We start from the raw sequence: 16,324 nt of genomic DNA, 5'->3' as shown, positions 1-16,324 counted from the left end.
TCACAGACTGGGACGTGACGCCACTTCAGCAGCATCCCGCTGGGGATGGATCGGTTGATGAAGGCTGCCGGCAACGAGGCGATTGAGGGCATTCACAAACGCCTGGGCAGCCGCGACCACCACATCGGTATCGGCGGAGTGTCCAGAAAACAGCTGCCCCTCGCGACGCAAGCGGATGGTCACCTCTCCCATGGCATCAATGCCTTCGGTGACCGACTTCACCGAGAACTCAACCAGTTCATTCGGTTCGCCCGCCAGAGCATTAAGGGCACGACACACCGCATCCACCGGACCGGTGCCGATTGCAGCGGAGGTTTGCTCCTGGCCGTCCTCATTCGCAAGGGTGACCGTGGCGGTGGGCTGAAGGCTGCTGCCGCAGCTCACCTGCACCAGCTTGAGCTGGTAGCGGGCCTCAGGCTGCTGCACTTGCTCACTGACGATCGCCTCAAGATCACGATCGGTGATCTCTCGCTTGCGATCGGCCAGATCTTTGAAGCGTGAGAAGGCTTCATCCAGATCCTCGCGACTGAGGTCATAACCGAGCTCCTCCAGGCGAGCACGCACAGCACTGCGGCCGCTGAGTTTGCCAAGGGAAATACGGTTGTCGGTGAGTCCGACCGTGCGGGCGTCAACGATCTCGTAGGTGAGCCTGTTCTTGAGCACACCATCTTGGTGAATGCCCGACTCATGAGCAAAGGCATTCGCTCCCACAATCGCCTTGTTGGGTTGCACAACCATGCCGGTGAGATTCGACACCAGCCGGGAGGTTTTCGTGATCTCTTCGGTGCGCACCGCTGTCAGTGGTGTCGGCGAATCCTCAGGACGTCCGAAAAAGGGGTTGTAGAAGCGACGACGCACATGCAGTGCCATCACGAGCTCCTCCAGGGCGGCGTTGCCAGCTCGCTCGCCGATTCCATTGATCGTGCATTCCAACTGTCGAGCGCCATAGCGCACCGCTTCAAGGAAGTTGGCCACCGCCAGACCAAGGTCGTTATGGCCATGCACGGACAGCACAGCCTCATCAATGTTGGGAACCTGTTGATCGATACCGGCAATCAAGGCACCGAATTCGGAAGGGGTGGTGTAGCCCACGGTGTCGGGAATATTGATCGTGCTCGCCCCGGCAGCAATTGCCGCTTCGATCACCTCATAGAGGAACTCCGGATCACTGCGGCCAGCGTCTTCACAAGAGAACTCCACATCCTCAACTAAGGAGCGGGCGTAGGCCACCATCTCAGGCACGATCGCCAAGACCTCCTTGCGGCTTTTGCGCAGCTTGTGCTCGAGGTGGATATCACTGGTGGCGATAAAGGTATGAATCCGCCGCTTCGGTGCGGGCGCCACCGCCTCTGCACAGGCCTTGATATCGCCACGGGAGGCACGGGCTAAGCCGCAGATGATCGGCCCCTGTTCACCACCCACCTGCTGTGCGATGCGCTGCACAGCAGCGAAATCTCCTGGGCTAGCAAAGGGAAACCCAGCCTCGATCACATCCACGCCAAGGCGTGCCAACTGCTGAGCGATCGCAAGCTTCTCCTCAAGGTTGAGGCTGGCACCAGGCGATTGCTCACCATCCCTAAGGGTGGTGTCGAAGATCAGAACGCGGCCGGGATCCTTGGCCATGGCAACAGCCTCGAGAGCAGTGCTAGTCGGAATGACTATGAGTTAGCCCACTCTAGGCGAGTGGACGTGTCAAATCCCGCAGAGACTGCAGCAATTACCGGTACATTCATTCGATTACTGGGACTGGAACGTGGCTCACGGAGCACTGGCTCTAGTTCTCCACGCCCATCTCCCCTATGTGCGGGGTTCCGAGCCCAACTCCCTGGAAGAGGACTGGTTCTTTCAGGCTCTGATCGAGTGTTACTTACCGCTGCTGGAAACGCTTGAGGCTGCGGCAGCTGATCCGCTCCAGCATCCGCAACTGACCATGGGGGTGTCTCCCACCCTGCTGTCGCTGCTGGCGGACGCCACGCTGCGACAGCGCTTCCCCGCCTGGATTGATGCCCGTCTTGACCTGCTCAAGGAGGCTCCAGCCGATCGTCGAGAGGCAGCTGAGCATCTGGAAGCCACCATCACCCGTCACCGAGGACGCTGGCAGGACTGCGGTGGAGATCTAATCGCGCGCTTCGCCGCTCTGCAGCAGCAGGGGGTGCTGGACCTACTGACCTGCGGCGCTACCCACGGCTATCTACCGCTGTTGCGGGAGCATCCGGAAGCTGTACGCGCCCAGCTGCGCACAGCAGTTCGCGAACACCACCGCCTGATCGGGGAACGCCCTATGGGCATCTGGCTTCCGGAATGCGCGTACTACGAAGGGCTCGATCGTTGGATGCGCGATGCCGGGCTGCGTTACGCCGTGCTCGACGGCCATGGGCTCCTGCATGCCAAACCCCGACCTCGCTATGGCGTTTATGCACCGATCTGCAGCCGCCAGGGTGTGGCCTTCTTCGGGCGTGACAGCGACGCCACCCTGCCGGTGTGGTCGGCCAGAGACGGCTACCCCGGTGACCCTGCTTATCGGGAGTTCCATCGCGATCTCGGCTGGGACCTACCGCCGGAAAGGATTGCCGCCCATGGCCTGCCGGGGCAGCGGCCCTTGGGCCTGAAGCTGCATCGGGTCAGCGACCAAAATGCTCCGCTTGATGCCAAACAGCCCTATCAACCTCAAGAAGCCCTAGCCAAAACCCAGCAACATGCCCGCCACTTCCTGCAAGGTCGGCGCCATCAACTGGAAAGGCTAGAAACCGGCATGGGGATTCCACCGTTGCTGGTGGCACCATTTGACGCCGAACTGTTCGGCCACTGGTGGTTTGAAGGGCCCAATTTCCTGCGTGAACTATTTCGGCAGGGTCCATCAGAAGGTGTGGGCTTCACCAGCTTGCGAGCGACCCTCAGCGACACTCCCAACCTGCAGATCTGCGATCCATGCCCCTCCAGCTGGGGGCGTGGGGGCTTTCACGACTACTGGCTGAACGACACCAACGCCTGGATCGTGCCCGAGTGGAGCAAAGCCGGCCAGGCAATGGTGGAGCGCAGCAGCCGAGGCGTTGGCAGCGAAGCCGACCTGCGCCTGCTCCACCAAGCAGGCCGGGAACTCCTGCTAGCCCAGTCATCTGACTGGAGTTTCATCCTGCGCTCCGGCACCACCACCGACCTGGCGAGGGAGCGCGTGGAACGCCATCTGTATCGCTTCTGGCAACTGATGGCCGCAATCGAAAGACGCAAAGAGCTTCCCGAACACTGGCTGGAGGACGTGGAAGCAGAAGACGCCCTCTTCCCATTAATCCAACCGGCGGATTGGCGGCAGCTTCCTGCGAATGCCTGAGCTCGATGCGGGGAACCGCTTAGTTCTGCCGAGGAGCCATTGAATCCGCTGCTCCCCAGCTCGGACGCTGGCTTGGATCTGCCCCAAAAACCAAACCCCTTCGCAGCTGCCAAGGGGAGAGCGCGAACAGGCGCAACATCACCACCATCAGACGCGGTAGCGGCAGGGTATTGGTCAAGAAGCCAAACCAATCGTCTCGTGACAGTGAGAAGAAGGTGGCGAAATGACGGCGCAGCAACGCTTCGTTGAAGCCCATCAACCGTCCCAAGCCGAACTGATAGAGGCGATGGCGCAAAACCAATTGCAGGGGCCAAAGTGCTTGCCATCCTCGACGCGCCAAAGACGCCGAACTCAGTCCGGGATCTTCTGTCAGCGCATCGGCCACAGCCTGGGCCAGAGCGGGGGCACGGCGCAGCAACGAGCCCACCATGTAGCCGGAAGCGGGGTGCACCATGCTTGCCGCCCCTCCGAATGCGAGCACTGGCTGAAGCAGATCTGGCAACGGGAGGTTCATCGGGAACAGGCAGAACTCCTCGTGCAGCACCTCCTTGATCTGAACACCGCACTGATCCAGGCGCTGCTGAAGCCTCAGTTTCAACACGTCGAAGGGAACGGCCGGTGCAAGGGCCAAGGAGGTTTCCTCCACAAAAAACACACCGTCCCCCAGATCCATCGCGTAGAGAAAGGTCGGCGGTTCTGTGCGTTGTTCAGCGCTGAGGTGATCGCAGCGGTAATCCATCAGCACAAACCGCCCCGAAGGGATCGGATCCTTCGAGAAGCGTCCAACCAGGCCGTAGGCGGCTTGCCCCGCCACCGGGCCATGATCCGGCCGTTTGATGTGTGGCGTGCGCGACCCGGTGGCATCGATCACCAATCGAGCCTGCAAGATCTGGCCGGATCCGCACGTCACTGTGGTGCACTGATGCCCGGCCTCCACCCGCTCAGCCGTGTCTTGATGCCAGCGCATCGCTCCGCAACGCGTGAGCCAATGCTGTTGCAAGCAGGCTCGATCAAAGAGGCCGTAATCGATGCCATGAGCCATGGGCTGATCCTGATCCGGCGAACCGCCCATGCCAAAAAAGCTGACGGTGTCACTCCAGCGATGCTCAAGCAGGTGTTCCAACCCCAGCTGCTTGAGTTCATTCGCCCAGATGCCGTAGGTGTTTGGCCATGGTTCCTGCACTGACTCAGGGCTGATCCCCTCGACGTGCACTCCACGAAGCACCAATTCAGAGGCGATGCAAAGGGCGGCGGGTCCACCGCCCAGCACCAGAACATCCGGGCCTTCAGCCAAGGTCAGCTGTCCTGATCAGAGGAAGGTTCAGGGGCCTCAGCCTTGGCCGCATCTGCACGGCTTGCATCTGCCTGGCTTGCTTCAGCATCGACTGCATCTGCCTCAGCCCCATCAGGACGGTCGGAAGTCTCATCGCTGGACTCATCAGCATCGGATTCCGCCTCCGGTGGGACCAGCACCACCTTGAGCAGATGATCACCTTTATCCAGCTTCTGGAGTCGCACTCCAGTGGCAGCTCGGGACTGCTGGGGAATGGCATCCGCACTGGTTCGCACGATCACACCTTTTTCACTCACCAGCAGCAGCTCTTCTCCGGCACCTAGCACCCGCAGGGCGACCAGCGCATCACCTTCCTTGCGGAATTTCATACCGCGAAGGCCCATACCGGCGCGTTTCTGGAGTCGGAACTGCGTCACAGGCACCCGCTTACCAAGACCACCGGCCGAGGCCACCAGCACCCAGGGGCCATCCGAAGCAGTGGATCCCTCGTCCTCATCTGCGCCATCCTCATGACTCTCAGCCACCTGATCGGCAAGCTCAACAGGCAGCACATCCATGCTTACCAGCGCATCTCCGTCGCGCAGATTCATGGAGCGCACCCCCCGTGCGGTGCGGCCCAGCGGCCGCAATTCCTCATCGCTGAGGCGAAAGTGGATGGTCATCCCGGCCTGAGAGCCGATCAAAACGCTGTCTCCGGGCACCGCAAGTCGCACCCAGGTGAGGGCATCCCCTTCCTCCAGGCCAATGGCAATCAATCCATTGGAACGGATGTTGCTGAAGGCCGACAGGCGGGTGCGCTTGATAAAGCCCCCCTGGGTGAGCATCAGCAGATCGGTGTCGTCGTTGAACTCCGACACGGCCAATAGCGAGGTGATCGCTTCTTCTCTCGGGATCGGCAGCAACTGCACCACGGGAGTGCCCTTGGCGGTGCGGCTGCACTGAGGCACGCGATAGGCCGGCAGGGCATACGACACACCCCGGTCACTGAAGAGCAGCAGAGTGTCGTGGTCGTTGCAGCTGATGAATAGCTTCACCGCCTCTTCACGCTGACTGCGGGTTCCGGCTCTGCCACGCGTGCCTCGGCTGGTGGCCTCGAACTCGCTCACCGGCATCCGTTTGAGGTAGCCCGTTTCCGTCACAAGCACCACTGAGCGCTCGTTAGCGATCAGATCGATGTCGTCCAAGCCACCGGCCACATCGAGAATTTCAGTGCGGCGCTCCACTTGGTGGCGCTCACGCAGCTGCCTGAGCTCGTCCTGAATGATCCCGAAAACCCTCTCGCGGCGACCAAGAATGTCTTTGTAATCAGCGATCTTGGTCACAAGATCTTCATGCTCAAGCCGGATCTTGTCGGCTTCCAGAGCTGTGAGGCGACGCAGTTGCATTTGCAGAATCGCGTCCGCCTGCACATCGGTGAGGCCATGACGTTCCTGCAGCTGCTGACGGGCCGTGGCCGTGTCGGACGCTGCCCGGATCAGGGCAATGATCGGATCGAGCTGGTCGAGTGCCAGCAACAAACCGAGGAGGATGTGGTCACGTTCCTCTGCTTTCCGCAGCAAGTAGCGAGTCCGTCGCTCGATCGTCTCGACGCGGAAGTCGAGAAACACCTGCAGCATTTTGCGCAGGGTGAGCAGGATCGGTTCACCGTTAACCAGCGCCAACATATGGGCGCTGAAATTGCTCTGCAGCGGTGTGAGCTTGAACAGGTTGTTGAGCACAACCTGCGGATAAGCGTCGCGGCGCAGCTCCACCACGATGCGCATGCCGTCGCGATCACTTTCGTCGCGAATATCGGAAATGCCCTCCAGCTTCTTGTCGTTGACCATTTCGGCGATGCGCTCGATCAGAGCCGCCTTGTTGGTCTGATAGGGAAGCTCCGTGATGATCACGGCATCGCGGTCTGGCCGGCCGGGGGCTTCGATGGTCTCGATTTCAGCCACGCCTCGCATCGTCACCGAGCCACGGCCACTGAAATAGGTCTCACGGATGCCGGTGCGGCCGAGAATCTGACCTCCAGTGGGGAAGTCGGGGCCAGGGATGATGCGCATCAAGGCGCTGTCATCGATTTCAGAGTCCTCGATCAGAGCGAGAAGGCCATCAATCAGCTCAGTGAGGTTGTGGGGAGGGATATTGGTCGCCATGCCGACGGCAATCCCAGCCGAGCCATTCAGAAGCAGCTGGGGGATCCGTGCAGGCAGCACCGTGGGCTCCTGCTGAGACCCATCGAAGTTGTCAGCGAAATCAACGGTCTCAGCCTCGATATCTTCGAGAAGGCTGTCGGTGGTGAGAGCCCGCAGACGCGATTCGGTGTACCGCATCGCCGCCGGCGGGTCGTTATCAACCGAACCAAAGTTGCCGTGGCCGTCAATCAACGGCATCGACATGGAGAAGTCCTGGGCCATCCTCACCAGGGCGTCATAGACGGCGGTATCGCCATGGGGGTGATATTTACCGAGCACCTCGCCCACCACACGGGCACATTTCCGATAAGGCCGATCGCTGGTGAGCCCCAGTTCGTACATCGCATAGAGAATGCGGCGATGCACGGGCTTGAGACCATCGCGGGCGTCAGGCAGAGCACGCCCAACGATCACGCTCATCGCGTATTCCAGATAGGAACGCGACATCTCGTTGCGCAGATCCGTCTGGATGATCCGGTCGTCGGACTCGCCAGGACCACCGTTGCCGGGCCCCACTGGATCCGCCATACAAGACCTAAAAGACCCAACAACTTTATCGCGGCAGAGCGCTACTCACCAGTTATTGCGATCAATACCAATCAATGCTGCGGGAAGACAATTTTCGTCGACCGCCCTTAAATTGCCTGCCTACAACGCGTGAGACCCGCGATGAGCTCTGAAATCAATATCTCAACCTCCTCTTCGAGCACCCCTTCTTCTCCCTCCGGAGACACCACTTCTGCTGCCGACACAAGCTCCGAGGCCTCAGCAAGCGATGGCGCAGGGAGCGATGCCGCAGCAGCCAACGACGCGACCAATCCACAAACCAAACCCTCCCCTTCAACACCGTCCTCGCCCTCGTTCTCGGCAGGGACAGGGATGCCAACAACTCCTGATCCCTTCAGTTCCAACGCCTCCACAAGCGCACAGCCACCAACCTCCCCGGGCCAGAAGGATTCGGCTGAGACGTCAACCACCGCGGGGACAACTCCCCCTCCCTCAGTTCCGACCACGCCTCCAGCACCAACACCGAGCGACGACGCCGTAATCGCCGAACGGATTTCTATCCCTGCCGGCAGTGGCAGTGATGACGACGCCAGCACCGGTGGCGAATGGAAACTGCTCACCGCCAAGCTGACGTCCTGGTGGGAAGGCAACGATCTTGGCGAGCAGCTCAATCACCTGCGCCAGCCGCTGCGGATTGTGGCCATCCTGGTCGCCGTTGTCCTGCTGATCAAGGTCTATTCCGGACTCCTCAGCGCGATTGACACCATCCCCCTGGCGCCCCGCCTGTTCGAGCTGGTGGGAATTTGCTGGATGATCCAATTCTCCGTGACACGACTGGTCAGAACCGACGAACGCCGCGACGTGCTCCAGAGCCTGCGCGAACGCTGGAACTCCTTCACCGGCAGCAAAAACTGAAGCATCGCCCTGGCAAGATCTCGATCAAGCCAAGCGGCCAATCAAGCCAAGGCCGCTTGGTAGCTTGACCAGATCTTTCATTCGCTTGCGGTGAACATTCAGCTTGGTCGTTCCAAAGTTGTCCGTCGGGCCTATGGCATCGACGAGATAGCCCTGGTGCCAGGCGGCCGCACCGTTGACCCGGAGGTGACTGACACCCATTGGAGCCTGGGCGGAATTCAACGTGAGATTCCGATCATTGCCAGTGCAATGGACGGCGTCGTCGATGTGGACATGGCCGTGAAGCTCTCTCAACTCGGCGCCCTGGGTGTGCTGAATCTTGAGGGCGTCCAGACCCGCTACGAGGACCCCAACGCGGTACTCGACAAGATCGCCGCGGTGGCCAAGGACGCATTCGTCCCACTGATGCAGGAGATCTACAGCCAGCCAGTGCAGGAAGACCTAATCCGCAAGCGGATTCAACAGATCAAGGCTCAGGGTGGCATCGCCGCGGTGAGCGGAACTCCCGTGGCCGCCCTGCGCTTCGGCAAGGCCATCGCCGAAGCAGGTGCTGATCTGTTTTTCGTGCAAGCAACCGTCGTCTCCACGAATCACATCGGCCCGGAAGGCCAGGAGACCCTCGATCTCGAGGCCCTATGCCGTGACATGGGTGTCCCCGTCGTGATTGGCAACTGCGTCACCTATGACGTTGCCCTGCAGCTGATGCGCGCCGGAGCCGCAGGCGTGATGGTGGGCATTGGCCCAGGGGCAGCCTGTACCTCTCGCGGTGTGCTTGGCGTCGGCATCCCTCAGGCCACAGCCGTTGCGGACTGTGCCGAAGCTCGAAACGACTACGAACGTGAAAGTGGCCGCTACGTGCCGATCGTTGCCGATGGTGGAATCGTGACCGGTGGTGATATTTGCAAGTGCCTCGCCTGCGGTGCTGACGCCGTGATGATCGGCTCCCCGATCGCCCGCGCCGAAGAAGCGCCTGGTCGCGGCTTCCACTGGGGGATGGCCACACCCAGCCCCGTGCTTCCCCGCGGCACCCGCATCAATGTTGGCAGCACCGGCAGTCTCGAACGGATCTTGCGTGGCCCCGCCAAGCTCGACGACGGCACCCACAACCTTCTCGGCTGTCTGAAAACATCCATGGGCACCCTCGGTGCCCGAACCATCAAAGAGATGCAGCAAGTCGAAGTGGTCGTCGCCCCGTCGCTCCTCACGGAAGGCAAGGTTTATCAAAAAGCCCAACAGCTGGGCATGGGCAAGTAAGAACCCCGACCACTGCAAAGCAACGAAGATGGTTGAGACGCCTGAGACAAGCGTTAATCTTCAGGCGTGCGGGCTCCGGCCCACACACTCCTCACACCCTCCGGCCCGACGCGTTCGGGCTTTTTGTCTTCAGGGGTTGATCACAGTTCCTCCCTAAAGGGGCGTGAAACCCGGGCTTTCCTTAAAACCATTGCTAAATTTCCGCACATACCAAGGTCAAGAGAATGTCCAGCGCAGCTGCTGTTACAGACGCCTCCTTCGAGCAGGACGTGCTCCAAAGCGACGTGCCTGTGCTCGTGGACTTCTGGGCACCCTGGTGTGGCCCCTGCCGCATGGTTGCCCCGATCGTTGATGAGATCTCCAAGGAGTTCGAGGGCAAGATCAAGGTCTTCAAGCTGAATACCGACGAAAACCCAAACGTTGCAAGCCAGTACGGCATCCGCAGCATTCCAACCTTGATGGTGTTCAAAGGCGGCCAGAAAGTTGACACGGTGGTTGGAGCCGTTCCCAAGGCCACCCTCTCTGGCACGATCTCCAAGTACCTCTGATTGCACTCGTCAACTTGACGATCGGTCTGATTGATTACGGGATGGGCAATCTGCACTCGGTGCGGGTTGCCTTTCGCCGTTTTGGCGTGTCACTGAAAGCTGTGCATCAGGCGACAGACCTCAACGGTTGCAGCGCCCTGATCTTGCCTGGGGTTGGATCCTTTGACCCAGCGATGGAACGACTTGAGGCCACGGGGCTGGTGCCAGACCTGCGCCAATGGCACGACGATGAGCGGCCGCTGCTCGGCATCTGTCTGGGTCTGCAGCTGCTGTTCGACGCGAGTGATGAGGGAAGCCGAGGTGGGCTTGGCATGCTGCCTGGACGGGTGGAGCGCCTGCCTGCTGACCAAGGCGAACGGATCCCGCATATGGGCTGGGCACGGCTCCAGTCATGCCAGCCCTCGCCGTTACTAGGCGTCCAAGACGATCAGGAGTGGATGTATTTCGTGCATTCCTACGCCGCCCATCCCGCCAACACCGCCGCATTGGCCGCGACGGCCCCATTTGGCTCGGGCAAGGCCACCGCCATCGTCTGGGAGAGACGACTTGGAGCCTGCCAGTTCCACCCAGAAAAATCCGGTGAAGCCGGCCAGCGGCTGCTGAAGCGGTGGTTGCGCTGGCTGGATCAGGGCGCACCTCTTCCCCAGTGAGCAGCGGCGGCCAGGGTCAGCTTCGGCTCACCGGCGGACGGAAACTGCGCAGTCCAAAGGGAGGAGAGACTCGCCCAACCACAGCCCGAGTGCGTGAGGCGGTGATCAATATCCTGGGCCCGCGTCTCGACGGTGCCCACTGGTTAGACCTCTGCAGTGGCAGCGGTGTGATGGGCTGTGAAGCACTTCAACGCGGGGCGCAACGGGTGGTTGCCATCGAGGCCCATGGAGCCTCTGCAGCCATCTGCCGCAGCAATTTGATCGCCACCGCCTCCGGCCAACCCGACCCTGTTCAGGTCGTGGTTGTGCAGCGCGACCTGGTCACCTGGCTGAAGCGAGGACGCCCAGCCGACGATCCTGGCTTTGATCTGGTGTACTTCGATCCGCCCTACAGCTCAGGGCTCTATGGCGCAGGACTGGACGCTCTGATCAGCGGGCAGTGGTTGCGACCAGACGCCGTTGTGCTCTGCGAACACACCAAGACAAAAAAACCCGCCACTCCGAATGGGTGGCGGGAAGTGGATCAACGCCATTACGGCAACAGTTCTGTGCTGTTTCTCAGCCCCCTAGAGCACTGCCCCGGCGATACTGATTCCAAGCCGCAACGAACAGACCCAACAAGGTGACGGGGATCAGACCCAGAACGATGCCGCAGAGCAGGGGTTCGATCATGTCGCGCCCAATGGAAAACTTGCCCACAATTGTTTCATGGCTTGGACGCGATCGTGACTGCCCCGTCATCAACTGCTGCAGCAACGACGCCGCGACGCCGGGGCTTGATTGCTGGGCTGGTCACGCTGGCGGCGCTGACATGCATCGTGCTGCTGCTCTGGGTGATGCGCAGTGCCGGCCGTGATCCCTATGTGATTGCGACTCGCTCGCTCTCAGGTGATGCCGAGCATGGTGGCCTGCTCTTTCGCATCAACTGCGCCGGTTGCCATGGCATTGCCGGCCAGGGGTTGGTGGGGCCCAGCCTCAAAGGGTTGGAATCACGCCTGAACGATCCCCAAATCATCCAGCAGGTGGTCAGTGGTCAGACACCGCCGATGCCCCGCTTCGAGATCGAACCGCAAGACATGGCCGACCTGCTGGCCCATCTCAAATCCTTCACGGCCCCTGAATGAGCTTGAAGGGATCACTGTGCGTGGTGCTGGTGGAACCGGCCGGTCCTCTGAATGTGGGCAGCGTGGCCCGACTCTGCGCCAATTTCGACGTTGATGATCTGCGCCTCGTGGCACCGCGATGCGACCCGAACGATGCCGATGCACGACGGATGGCGGTGCATGGCCGACCTGTGCTGGAGGCAGCCCGCGTCTATTCCACATTGCTGGAGGCTGTGGGCGACTGCAGCCGAGTGGTCGCCACAGCAGGCCGATTGGATCACGGCACCATTCCTCTCGGCCCTCCAGACGCCGTGCTGCCATGGGCGATCAAGCCAGGATCCAAACAACCACTGGCTCTGGTATTCGGTCGGGAAGACCATGGCCTCACCAATGCCGAGCTACTGCTCAGCCAGCGGGTGATCACGCTCCACAGCAGTGGCGACTATCCATCGCTCAACCTCTCTCACGCCGTGGCAGTCGTGCTCCACGAGATCACCCGTCTGCGCGTTGCAGCGGCGAAGCAGACGATCGAAGCGGAGGCGGTGGCGGCAGCCATGGCCAATCCTGCGCCAACCCCTGCCGAGCCGATTGAACCGTCTAGCCCTAAGCAGCTGGAAGCCTGCCTGGACGATGCCCAGGAGCTGCTACTGGAGGTGGGCTTTCTGCTCGAGCACACGGCACGAGCCCGCATGGCCAAACTGAGAGGGTTGCTGCTACGCGGCCTGATCCGAGACGATGAAGTGGCCCTACTGCGCGGCATGGTGCGCCAACTCCGCTGGGCGGTTCGGCAACACCGCCCCTAACCTCTGGCAGCCCTCCATCAATCTCGGGTGAGCAGCAGTCGTTCCAAGCGCAACCAACCCGGGTGGGGCAAGCCGGTGCGGCTCATGCTGCGATTGATGCTAATGGGCATCGGCCTCGGGGTGATCACTGGCTCTGCTCTCAAGATGCTGGCGCCCCAAATCGAACAAGGCCAGATCAACCTGCCCGCCTGGTTGACGCTGCCCGAAGGCGAAGGCATCACCACCAAGCTCACACCGAGCGCAGTGAAGAACCAACAGCATCCGACGCAGGCCTGGGGTGCTCAGCTCGGACGGTTCGAGACCAAAAAGGAAGTCACCACCCTGAGCGGTCGCTGGCGTCAGCTAGCAGCGCAACAGAACGACCTCAAGGTCAGTGCCTTCATGCTCGTGCTCGATGACGGCCGCTACGCCGAGCTCAATCCCGACACGGCATTGCCTGCTGCCAGCTCGATCAAGACACCCATCCTGCTCACCACCCTTGAGCTGCTCGACAGCGGCAACCTGCGCTGGAACGAACCGCTCACACTCACCAAACAGGTTGTGGGAGGTGGCGCCGGTTGGATGGCCACCAAACCTCTTGGAACGCGCTTCCCAACCCATGAAGTGGCCACTGAGATGATCCGGATCAGCGACAACACCGCCACCAACCTGTTGATCGAACGGGCGGGTGGCAAAGAGGTCGTGAATACCCGTTTCAATGCCCTGGGCCTGAGCGCTACTGAGGTGAACAACTGGCTGCCTGATCTCCAGGGCACCAACACCTCCAGCGCCCGAGACCTGGCCCGTGCGATCGCCCTCGTGGACACCGGGAAAGCCCTCAGCACCCGCAGCCGAGACCTGTTCAGGGAGGTGATGGGAACCTCGGTGACCAATCGTTTGCTCCCAGGTGGTCTGCTCAAAGGACTAGGCGGCGAACAGGGCCGACCCGATGCCAGCCTGATGATCAAGGGCTACAGGGTCTACAACAAAACAGGCGATATCGGAATCGCCTACGCCGATGCGGGCTTGATCGAACTACCCGATGGCAGCCGAGCCGTTGCAGCATTCATGGTGCAGGGTCCCTTCAATGACCCCCGTTCCACCGAACTGATCCGCAGCATGGCGGCAGCGATGGCCCCGGTGCTCAAACCAAAGCCAGTGCCCCTTCGCGCACCGGCCCAACCTGCCACTGCTGCACCATCTCCCTAGAACAGTGGCGAATGGCAGCACGCGCATGACCACTGATCGCCTCCGAACAGCTCGGGGAACGATGGCTCTCACCCTGGCCGCCCTCGGCTTGTGCTGTGTCGAAACAGGCGTCATAGCTGCAGGCGCGACCGACAATCTCGAGCCAACACCTGAGGTGCGAACCATTCAGAGGCAGCAGAAGGTGCTGGCCCTCCCAGGTGGACTCGATCAAGTGATGGTGGTGAACGACAACAACCCGGAACTGATCACCGACGACGGGATCCTGCTCTCCACCTTTCCCGACAAGCCTGGGCTGAATCAGCCTCTCGACGGCCGCTTCGATCTGTTCAGCCATCACGTCTACGCAGGCACCCCTGAAAAACTCGACTCCACCCTCTGGCTGGCAGTGCTGGCCCAGCCTGTGGGTGATGGTCCGGTGACTCTGGAGTTGGTGGGTGGAAGCACCTCGCTCTCCCAGGCCACCGCCCCCGGCCAAACAGCGGCCCCCTTCCTGCCTCTGCCTGCACTGATGAGCGAGACCAGCGAGCCGATCGCAGCAGGACCAGGTAGCCGCGTCGCCGGTGACCTGTTGCGAGGGTCCAGCGCGCCTGAACTCCCAAAGGTCTGGACGCTGGAGCCTGGAGCTCCCAGCAGCCTGATGGTGCTCCCCATTCCGGTGGCCGGCCTTGACCCCTTGCTCAATGGCCGCAATCTGCAACTGCGCCTGCGCAGCTCAGGGCCGGTCTATCTGGCAACTTTGGCCGCCCAGGGCAACAACGACGATGCACCAACGCTGACCCGTTGGCAGGAGCTGCTGCGCTCAGGACGCCTCAGCCCAAAGGAACACATGCCCACGCCACGAGGCAGCCGAGGCAAAATGATTTATTCGCGCGTCAGCGGCATCCAGGTGGGCAGTCGCTGGGCCGCCACCATCACCGACCCCGGCACTAGCACTCTGTCGCTACCTCAGGCGCCAATCTCGTGGCCAATCAGCAGCCTGGAGCGAGGGGAGCTGGGCACCGGCCAGGTACAGACCGCGGAGCTGCAGGCCTTCAGCCCCGGCACCGCCTGGGCTGCCCATGGCAACTACGGAGTCGAGTACGACATCCGTCTACCACTGCACAACCCAGGTCGAGAGACGCGCAGCGTCGCCATCGCCCTCGAATCTCCGATCAAGAGCGGCAGCAGATCTGACAGTTTGCGCTTTCAGAGTCCGGCAAAGAGTTCAGTGATGTTCCGTGGGCCCGTCGAAGTGAGGGGTTTAGACGGGAGTGAAGGCCGCCCCAGCGGACGACGGCTGCATCATCTTGTTCTGCGCCAGGGCATGGAAGGTCCAGTGTTAGGCCGCGTCACCCTGGCCCCAGGCGCCAGCCGTCGGGTGCAGGTTCGCCTCATTTATCCAGCCGATGCCACACCACCGCAGGTGTTATCCGTCCTGCCTGTGAAACAATCCACAGCAACTGTGAGTGTCAGCCCGTGAGTGCACCCCGGAAGCGCAGGGTTTTCCCCTTCACCGCCGTCATCGGCCAGGAGGAGATGAAGCTGGCCCTTCTACTGAATGTGATTGATCCCCGCATCGGCGGAGTGATGATCATGGGTGACCGAGGCACCGGGAAATCAACCACAATCCGAGCCCTGGCTGATCTGCTGCCAGGGATCGAGGTCGTGGCAGGCGACCCGTACAACAGCTCCCCCTCCGATCCCGACCTCCAGAGCAGCGAGGTGCGTGAGCGCTTGGATCGCGGCGAAAGCCTTGGCACCGAACAACGCCAGGTGCCCATGGTCGACCTCCCTCTCGGTGCCACAGAAGACCGGCTCTGCGGCACGATTGATATTGAGAAAGCTCTGAGCGAAGGCGTGCGCGCCTTCGAGCCTGGGCTACTGGCCAAGGCCAATCGCGGCCTGCTCTACGTCGACGAGGTCAATCTGCTGGACGATCACCTCGTGGACGTCCTACTGGACTCTGCCGCTTCTGGCTGGAATACCGTTGAACGTGAAGGCGTGTCCGTCAGGCACCCAGCCCGCTTTGTCTTGATCGGATCCGGCAACCCGGAAGAAGGCGAGCTACGGCCCCAATTGCTGGATCGCTTCGGGATGAGCGTGGAAGTTCGCACCGTGCGCGAGCCCGAACTACGCGTGCAAGTGGTGGATCAGCGCACCGCCTTCGACTCCGACCCTGACGGCTTCAGTACCAGCGTGGAGTCGAACCAAAAGGCCCTGCAACAAAGGGTTGTGGAAGCTCAGCAACGCCTGGATCAGGTGCGCATCGATGACGACCTACGGCTGCGGATCTCGGCCGTATGCGGTGAGCTCGACGTTGATGGTTTGCGGGGTGACATCGTCACCAACCGTGCCGCTCGTGCCCTGGCTGCATTTGAAGGGCGCACCGAGGTCAGCGAAGAGGACGTCGCCCGTGTCGCCTCCTGCTGCCTCCGCCACCGCCTGCGCAAGGACCCCCTTGAGCAGGTGGACTCTGGTGACCGCGTGGTCAAAGTGTTCTGCAAGGTGTTTGAACGCAGCGAGAGCAGCGACCGAGCTGAATTCGAACTAGCTCTGGTGGCCTAAACCAAGACCG

Annotated in this window: 14 protein-coding genes and 1 pseudogene; 11 read left to right on the top strand and 4 right to left on the bottom strand. The window is 61.4% G+C overall.

All coding sequences use genetic code 11. The features are described from left to right. Nucleotides 1-1,623: a 2-isopropylmalate synthase gene (locus DXY16_RS04225; protein ID WP_115119827.1), complete on the bottom strand. Its 1,623-nt coding sequence runs from the start codon at nucleotides 1,621-1,623 to the stop codon at nucleotides 1-3. Between the two features lie 130 nt (nucleotides 1,624-1,753). Here DXY16_RS04225 and DXY16_RS04220 point away from each other — a divergent pair, with 130 nt between their 5' ends. Further along, a complete protein-coding gene (locus DXY16_RS04220) occupies nucleotides 1,754-3,328 on the top strand; it encodes a glycoside hydrolase family 57 protein (RefSeq protein WP_115119825.1) in 1,575 nt (524 codons plus the stop codon). A gap of 19 nt (nucleotides 3,329-3,347) precedes the next feature. Here the strand turns inward: DXY16_RS04220 and crtL are convergent, their stop codons facing one another. Continuing rightward, complete coding sequence (gene crtL / locus DXY16_RS04215; protein WP_115119823.1) at nucleotides 3,348-4,622, bottom strand: lycopene beta cyclase; 1,275 nt, start codon at nucleotides 4,620-4,622, stop codon at nucleotides 3,348-3,350. Between the two features lie 2 nt (nucleotides 4,623-4,624). Further along, nucleotides 4,625-7,330, bottom strand: coding sequence for a DNA gyrase subunit A (gene gyrA / locus DXY16_RS04210; RefSeq protein ID WP_115119821.1), 2,706 nt, complete (start codon nucleotides 7,328-7,330; stop codon nucleotides 4,625-4,627). Between the two features lie 141 nt (nucleotides 7,331-7,471). Here gyrA and DXY16_RS04205 point away from each other — a divergent pair, with 141 nt between their 5' ends. The 5 genes and pseudogenes from DXY16_RS04205 to rsmD form a co-directional block, all read left to right on the top strand. Next, the gene (locus DXY16_RS04205; protein ID WP_115119819.1) at nucleotides 7,472-8,224 is read left to right on the top strand and encodes a CAAD domain-containing protein; all 753 of its coding nucleotides are present in this window, start codon (nucleotides 7,472-7,474) and stop codon (nucleotides 8,222-8,224) included. 90 nt (nucleotides 8,225-8,314) lie between these two features. Continuing rightward, complete coding sequence (locus DXY16_RS04200) at nucleotides 8,315-9,478, top strand: GuaB3 family IMP dehydrogenase-related protein (protein WP_115119817.1); 1,164 nt, start codon at nucleotides 8,315-8,317, stop codon at nucleotides 9,476-9,478. 224 nt (nucleotides 9,479-9,702) lie between these two features. Beyond that, nucleotides 9,703-10,026 carry a thioredoxin gene (trxA, locus tag DXY16_RS04195; protein ID WP_007098263.1) on the top strand — a complete coding sequence of 108 codons (324 nt, stop codon included), beginning with the start codon at nucleotides 9,703-9,705 and terminating at the stop codon, nucleotides 10,024-10,026. Between the two features lie 41 nt (nucleotides 10,027-10,067). Continuing rightward, nucleotides 10,068-10,676 carry an imidazole glycerol phosphate synthase subunit HisH gene (gene hisH / locus DXY16_RS04190; protein ID WP_170953843.1) on the top strand — a complete coding sequence of 203 codons (609 nt, stop codon included), beginning with the start codon at nucleotides 10,068-10,070 and terminating at the stop codon, nucleotides 10,674-10,676. Next, nucleotides 10,634-11,224: pseudogene (rsmD, locus tag DXY16_RS15105) on the top strand (16S rRNA (guanine(966)-N(2))-methyltransferase RsmD); the annotation flags it as partial. The gene hisH and the pseudogene rsmD, both read left to right, overlap by 43 nt. A gap of 10 nt (nucleotides 11,225-11,234) precedes the next feature. Here the strand turns inward: rsmD and petG are convergent. Beyond that, nucleotides 11,235-11,348, bottom strand: a complete 114-nt coding sequence (gene petG, locus DXY16_RS04180; RefSeq protein ID WP_006041770.1) for a cytochrome b6-f complex subunit V — start codon at nucleotides 11,346-11,348, stop codon at nucleotides 11,235-11,237. Nucleotides 11,349-11,401: 53 nt separating this feature from the next. Between petG and DXY16_RS04175 the strand changes: the two genes are divergently transcribed. From DXY16_RS04175 to bchI, 5 genes are read left to right on the top strand one after another with little or no spacing between them, the layout of a single operon-like run. Next, nucleotides 11,402-11,800, top strand: a complete 399-nt coding sequence (locus DXY16_RS04175) for a cytochrome c (protein ID WP_115119890.1) — start codon at nucleotides 11,402-11,404, stop codon at nucleotides 11,798-11,800. Between the two features lie 2 nt (nucleotides 11,801-11,802). Next, nucleotides 11,803-12,582: an RNA methyltransferase gene (locus tag DXY16_RS04170; protein WP_371410862.1), complete on the top strand. Its 780-nt coding sequence runs from the start codon at nucleotides 11,803-11,805 to the stop codon at nucleotides 12,580-12,582. A 27-nt stretch (nucleotides 12,583-12,609) separates the two neighbouring features. Further along, nucleotides 12,610-13,770 (top strand): serine hydrolase, encoded by a 1,161-nt coding sequence (locus DXY16_RS04165; protein ID WP_115119809.1) that lies wholly within the window; start codon nucleotides 12,610-12,612, stop codon nucleotides 13,768-13,770. Nucleotides 13,771-13,795: 25 nt separating this feature from the next. Next, the gene (locus DXY16_RS04160) at nucleotides 13,796-15,229 is read left to right on the top strand and encodes a DUF3370 domain-containing protein (RefSeq protein ID WP_115119807.1); all 1,434 of its coding nucleotides are present in this window, start codon (nucleotides 13,796-13,798) and stop codon (nucleotides 15,227-15,229) included. Next, entirely contained in the window at nucleotides 15,226-16,314 is a 1,089-nt protein-coding gene (gene bchI / locus DXY16_RS04155; protein WP_115119805.1) for a magnesium chelatase ATPase subunit I, read from the top strand. The genes DXY16_RS04160 and bchI overlap by 4 nt, the downstream gene beginning before the upstream one ends. Nucleotides 16,315-16,324: the final 10 nt, after the last annotated feature.

The sequence above is a fragment of the Synechococcus sp. UW105 genome (assembly GCF_900473935.1).
Lineage (GTDB): Bacteria > Cyanobacteriota > Cyanobacteriia > PCC-6307 > Cyanobiaceae > Synechococcus_C.
This window is presented reverse-complemented; position numbering and strand designations above follow the sequence as displayed.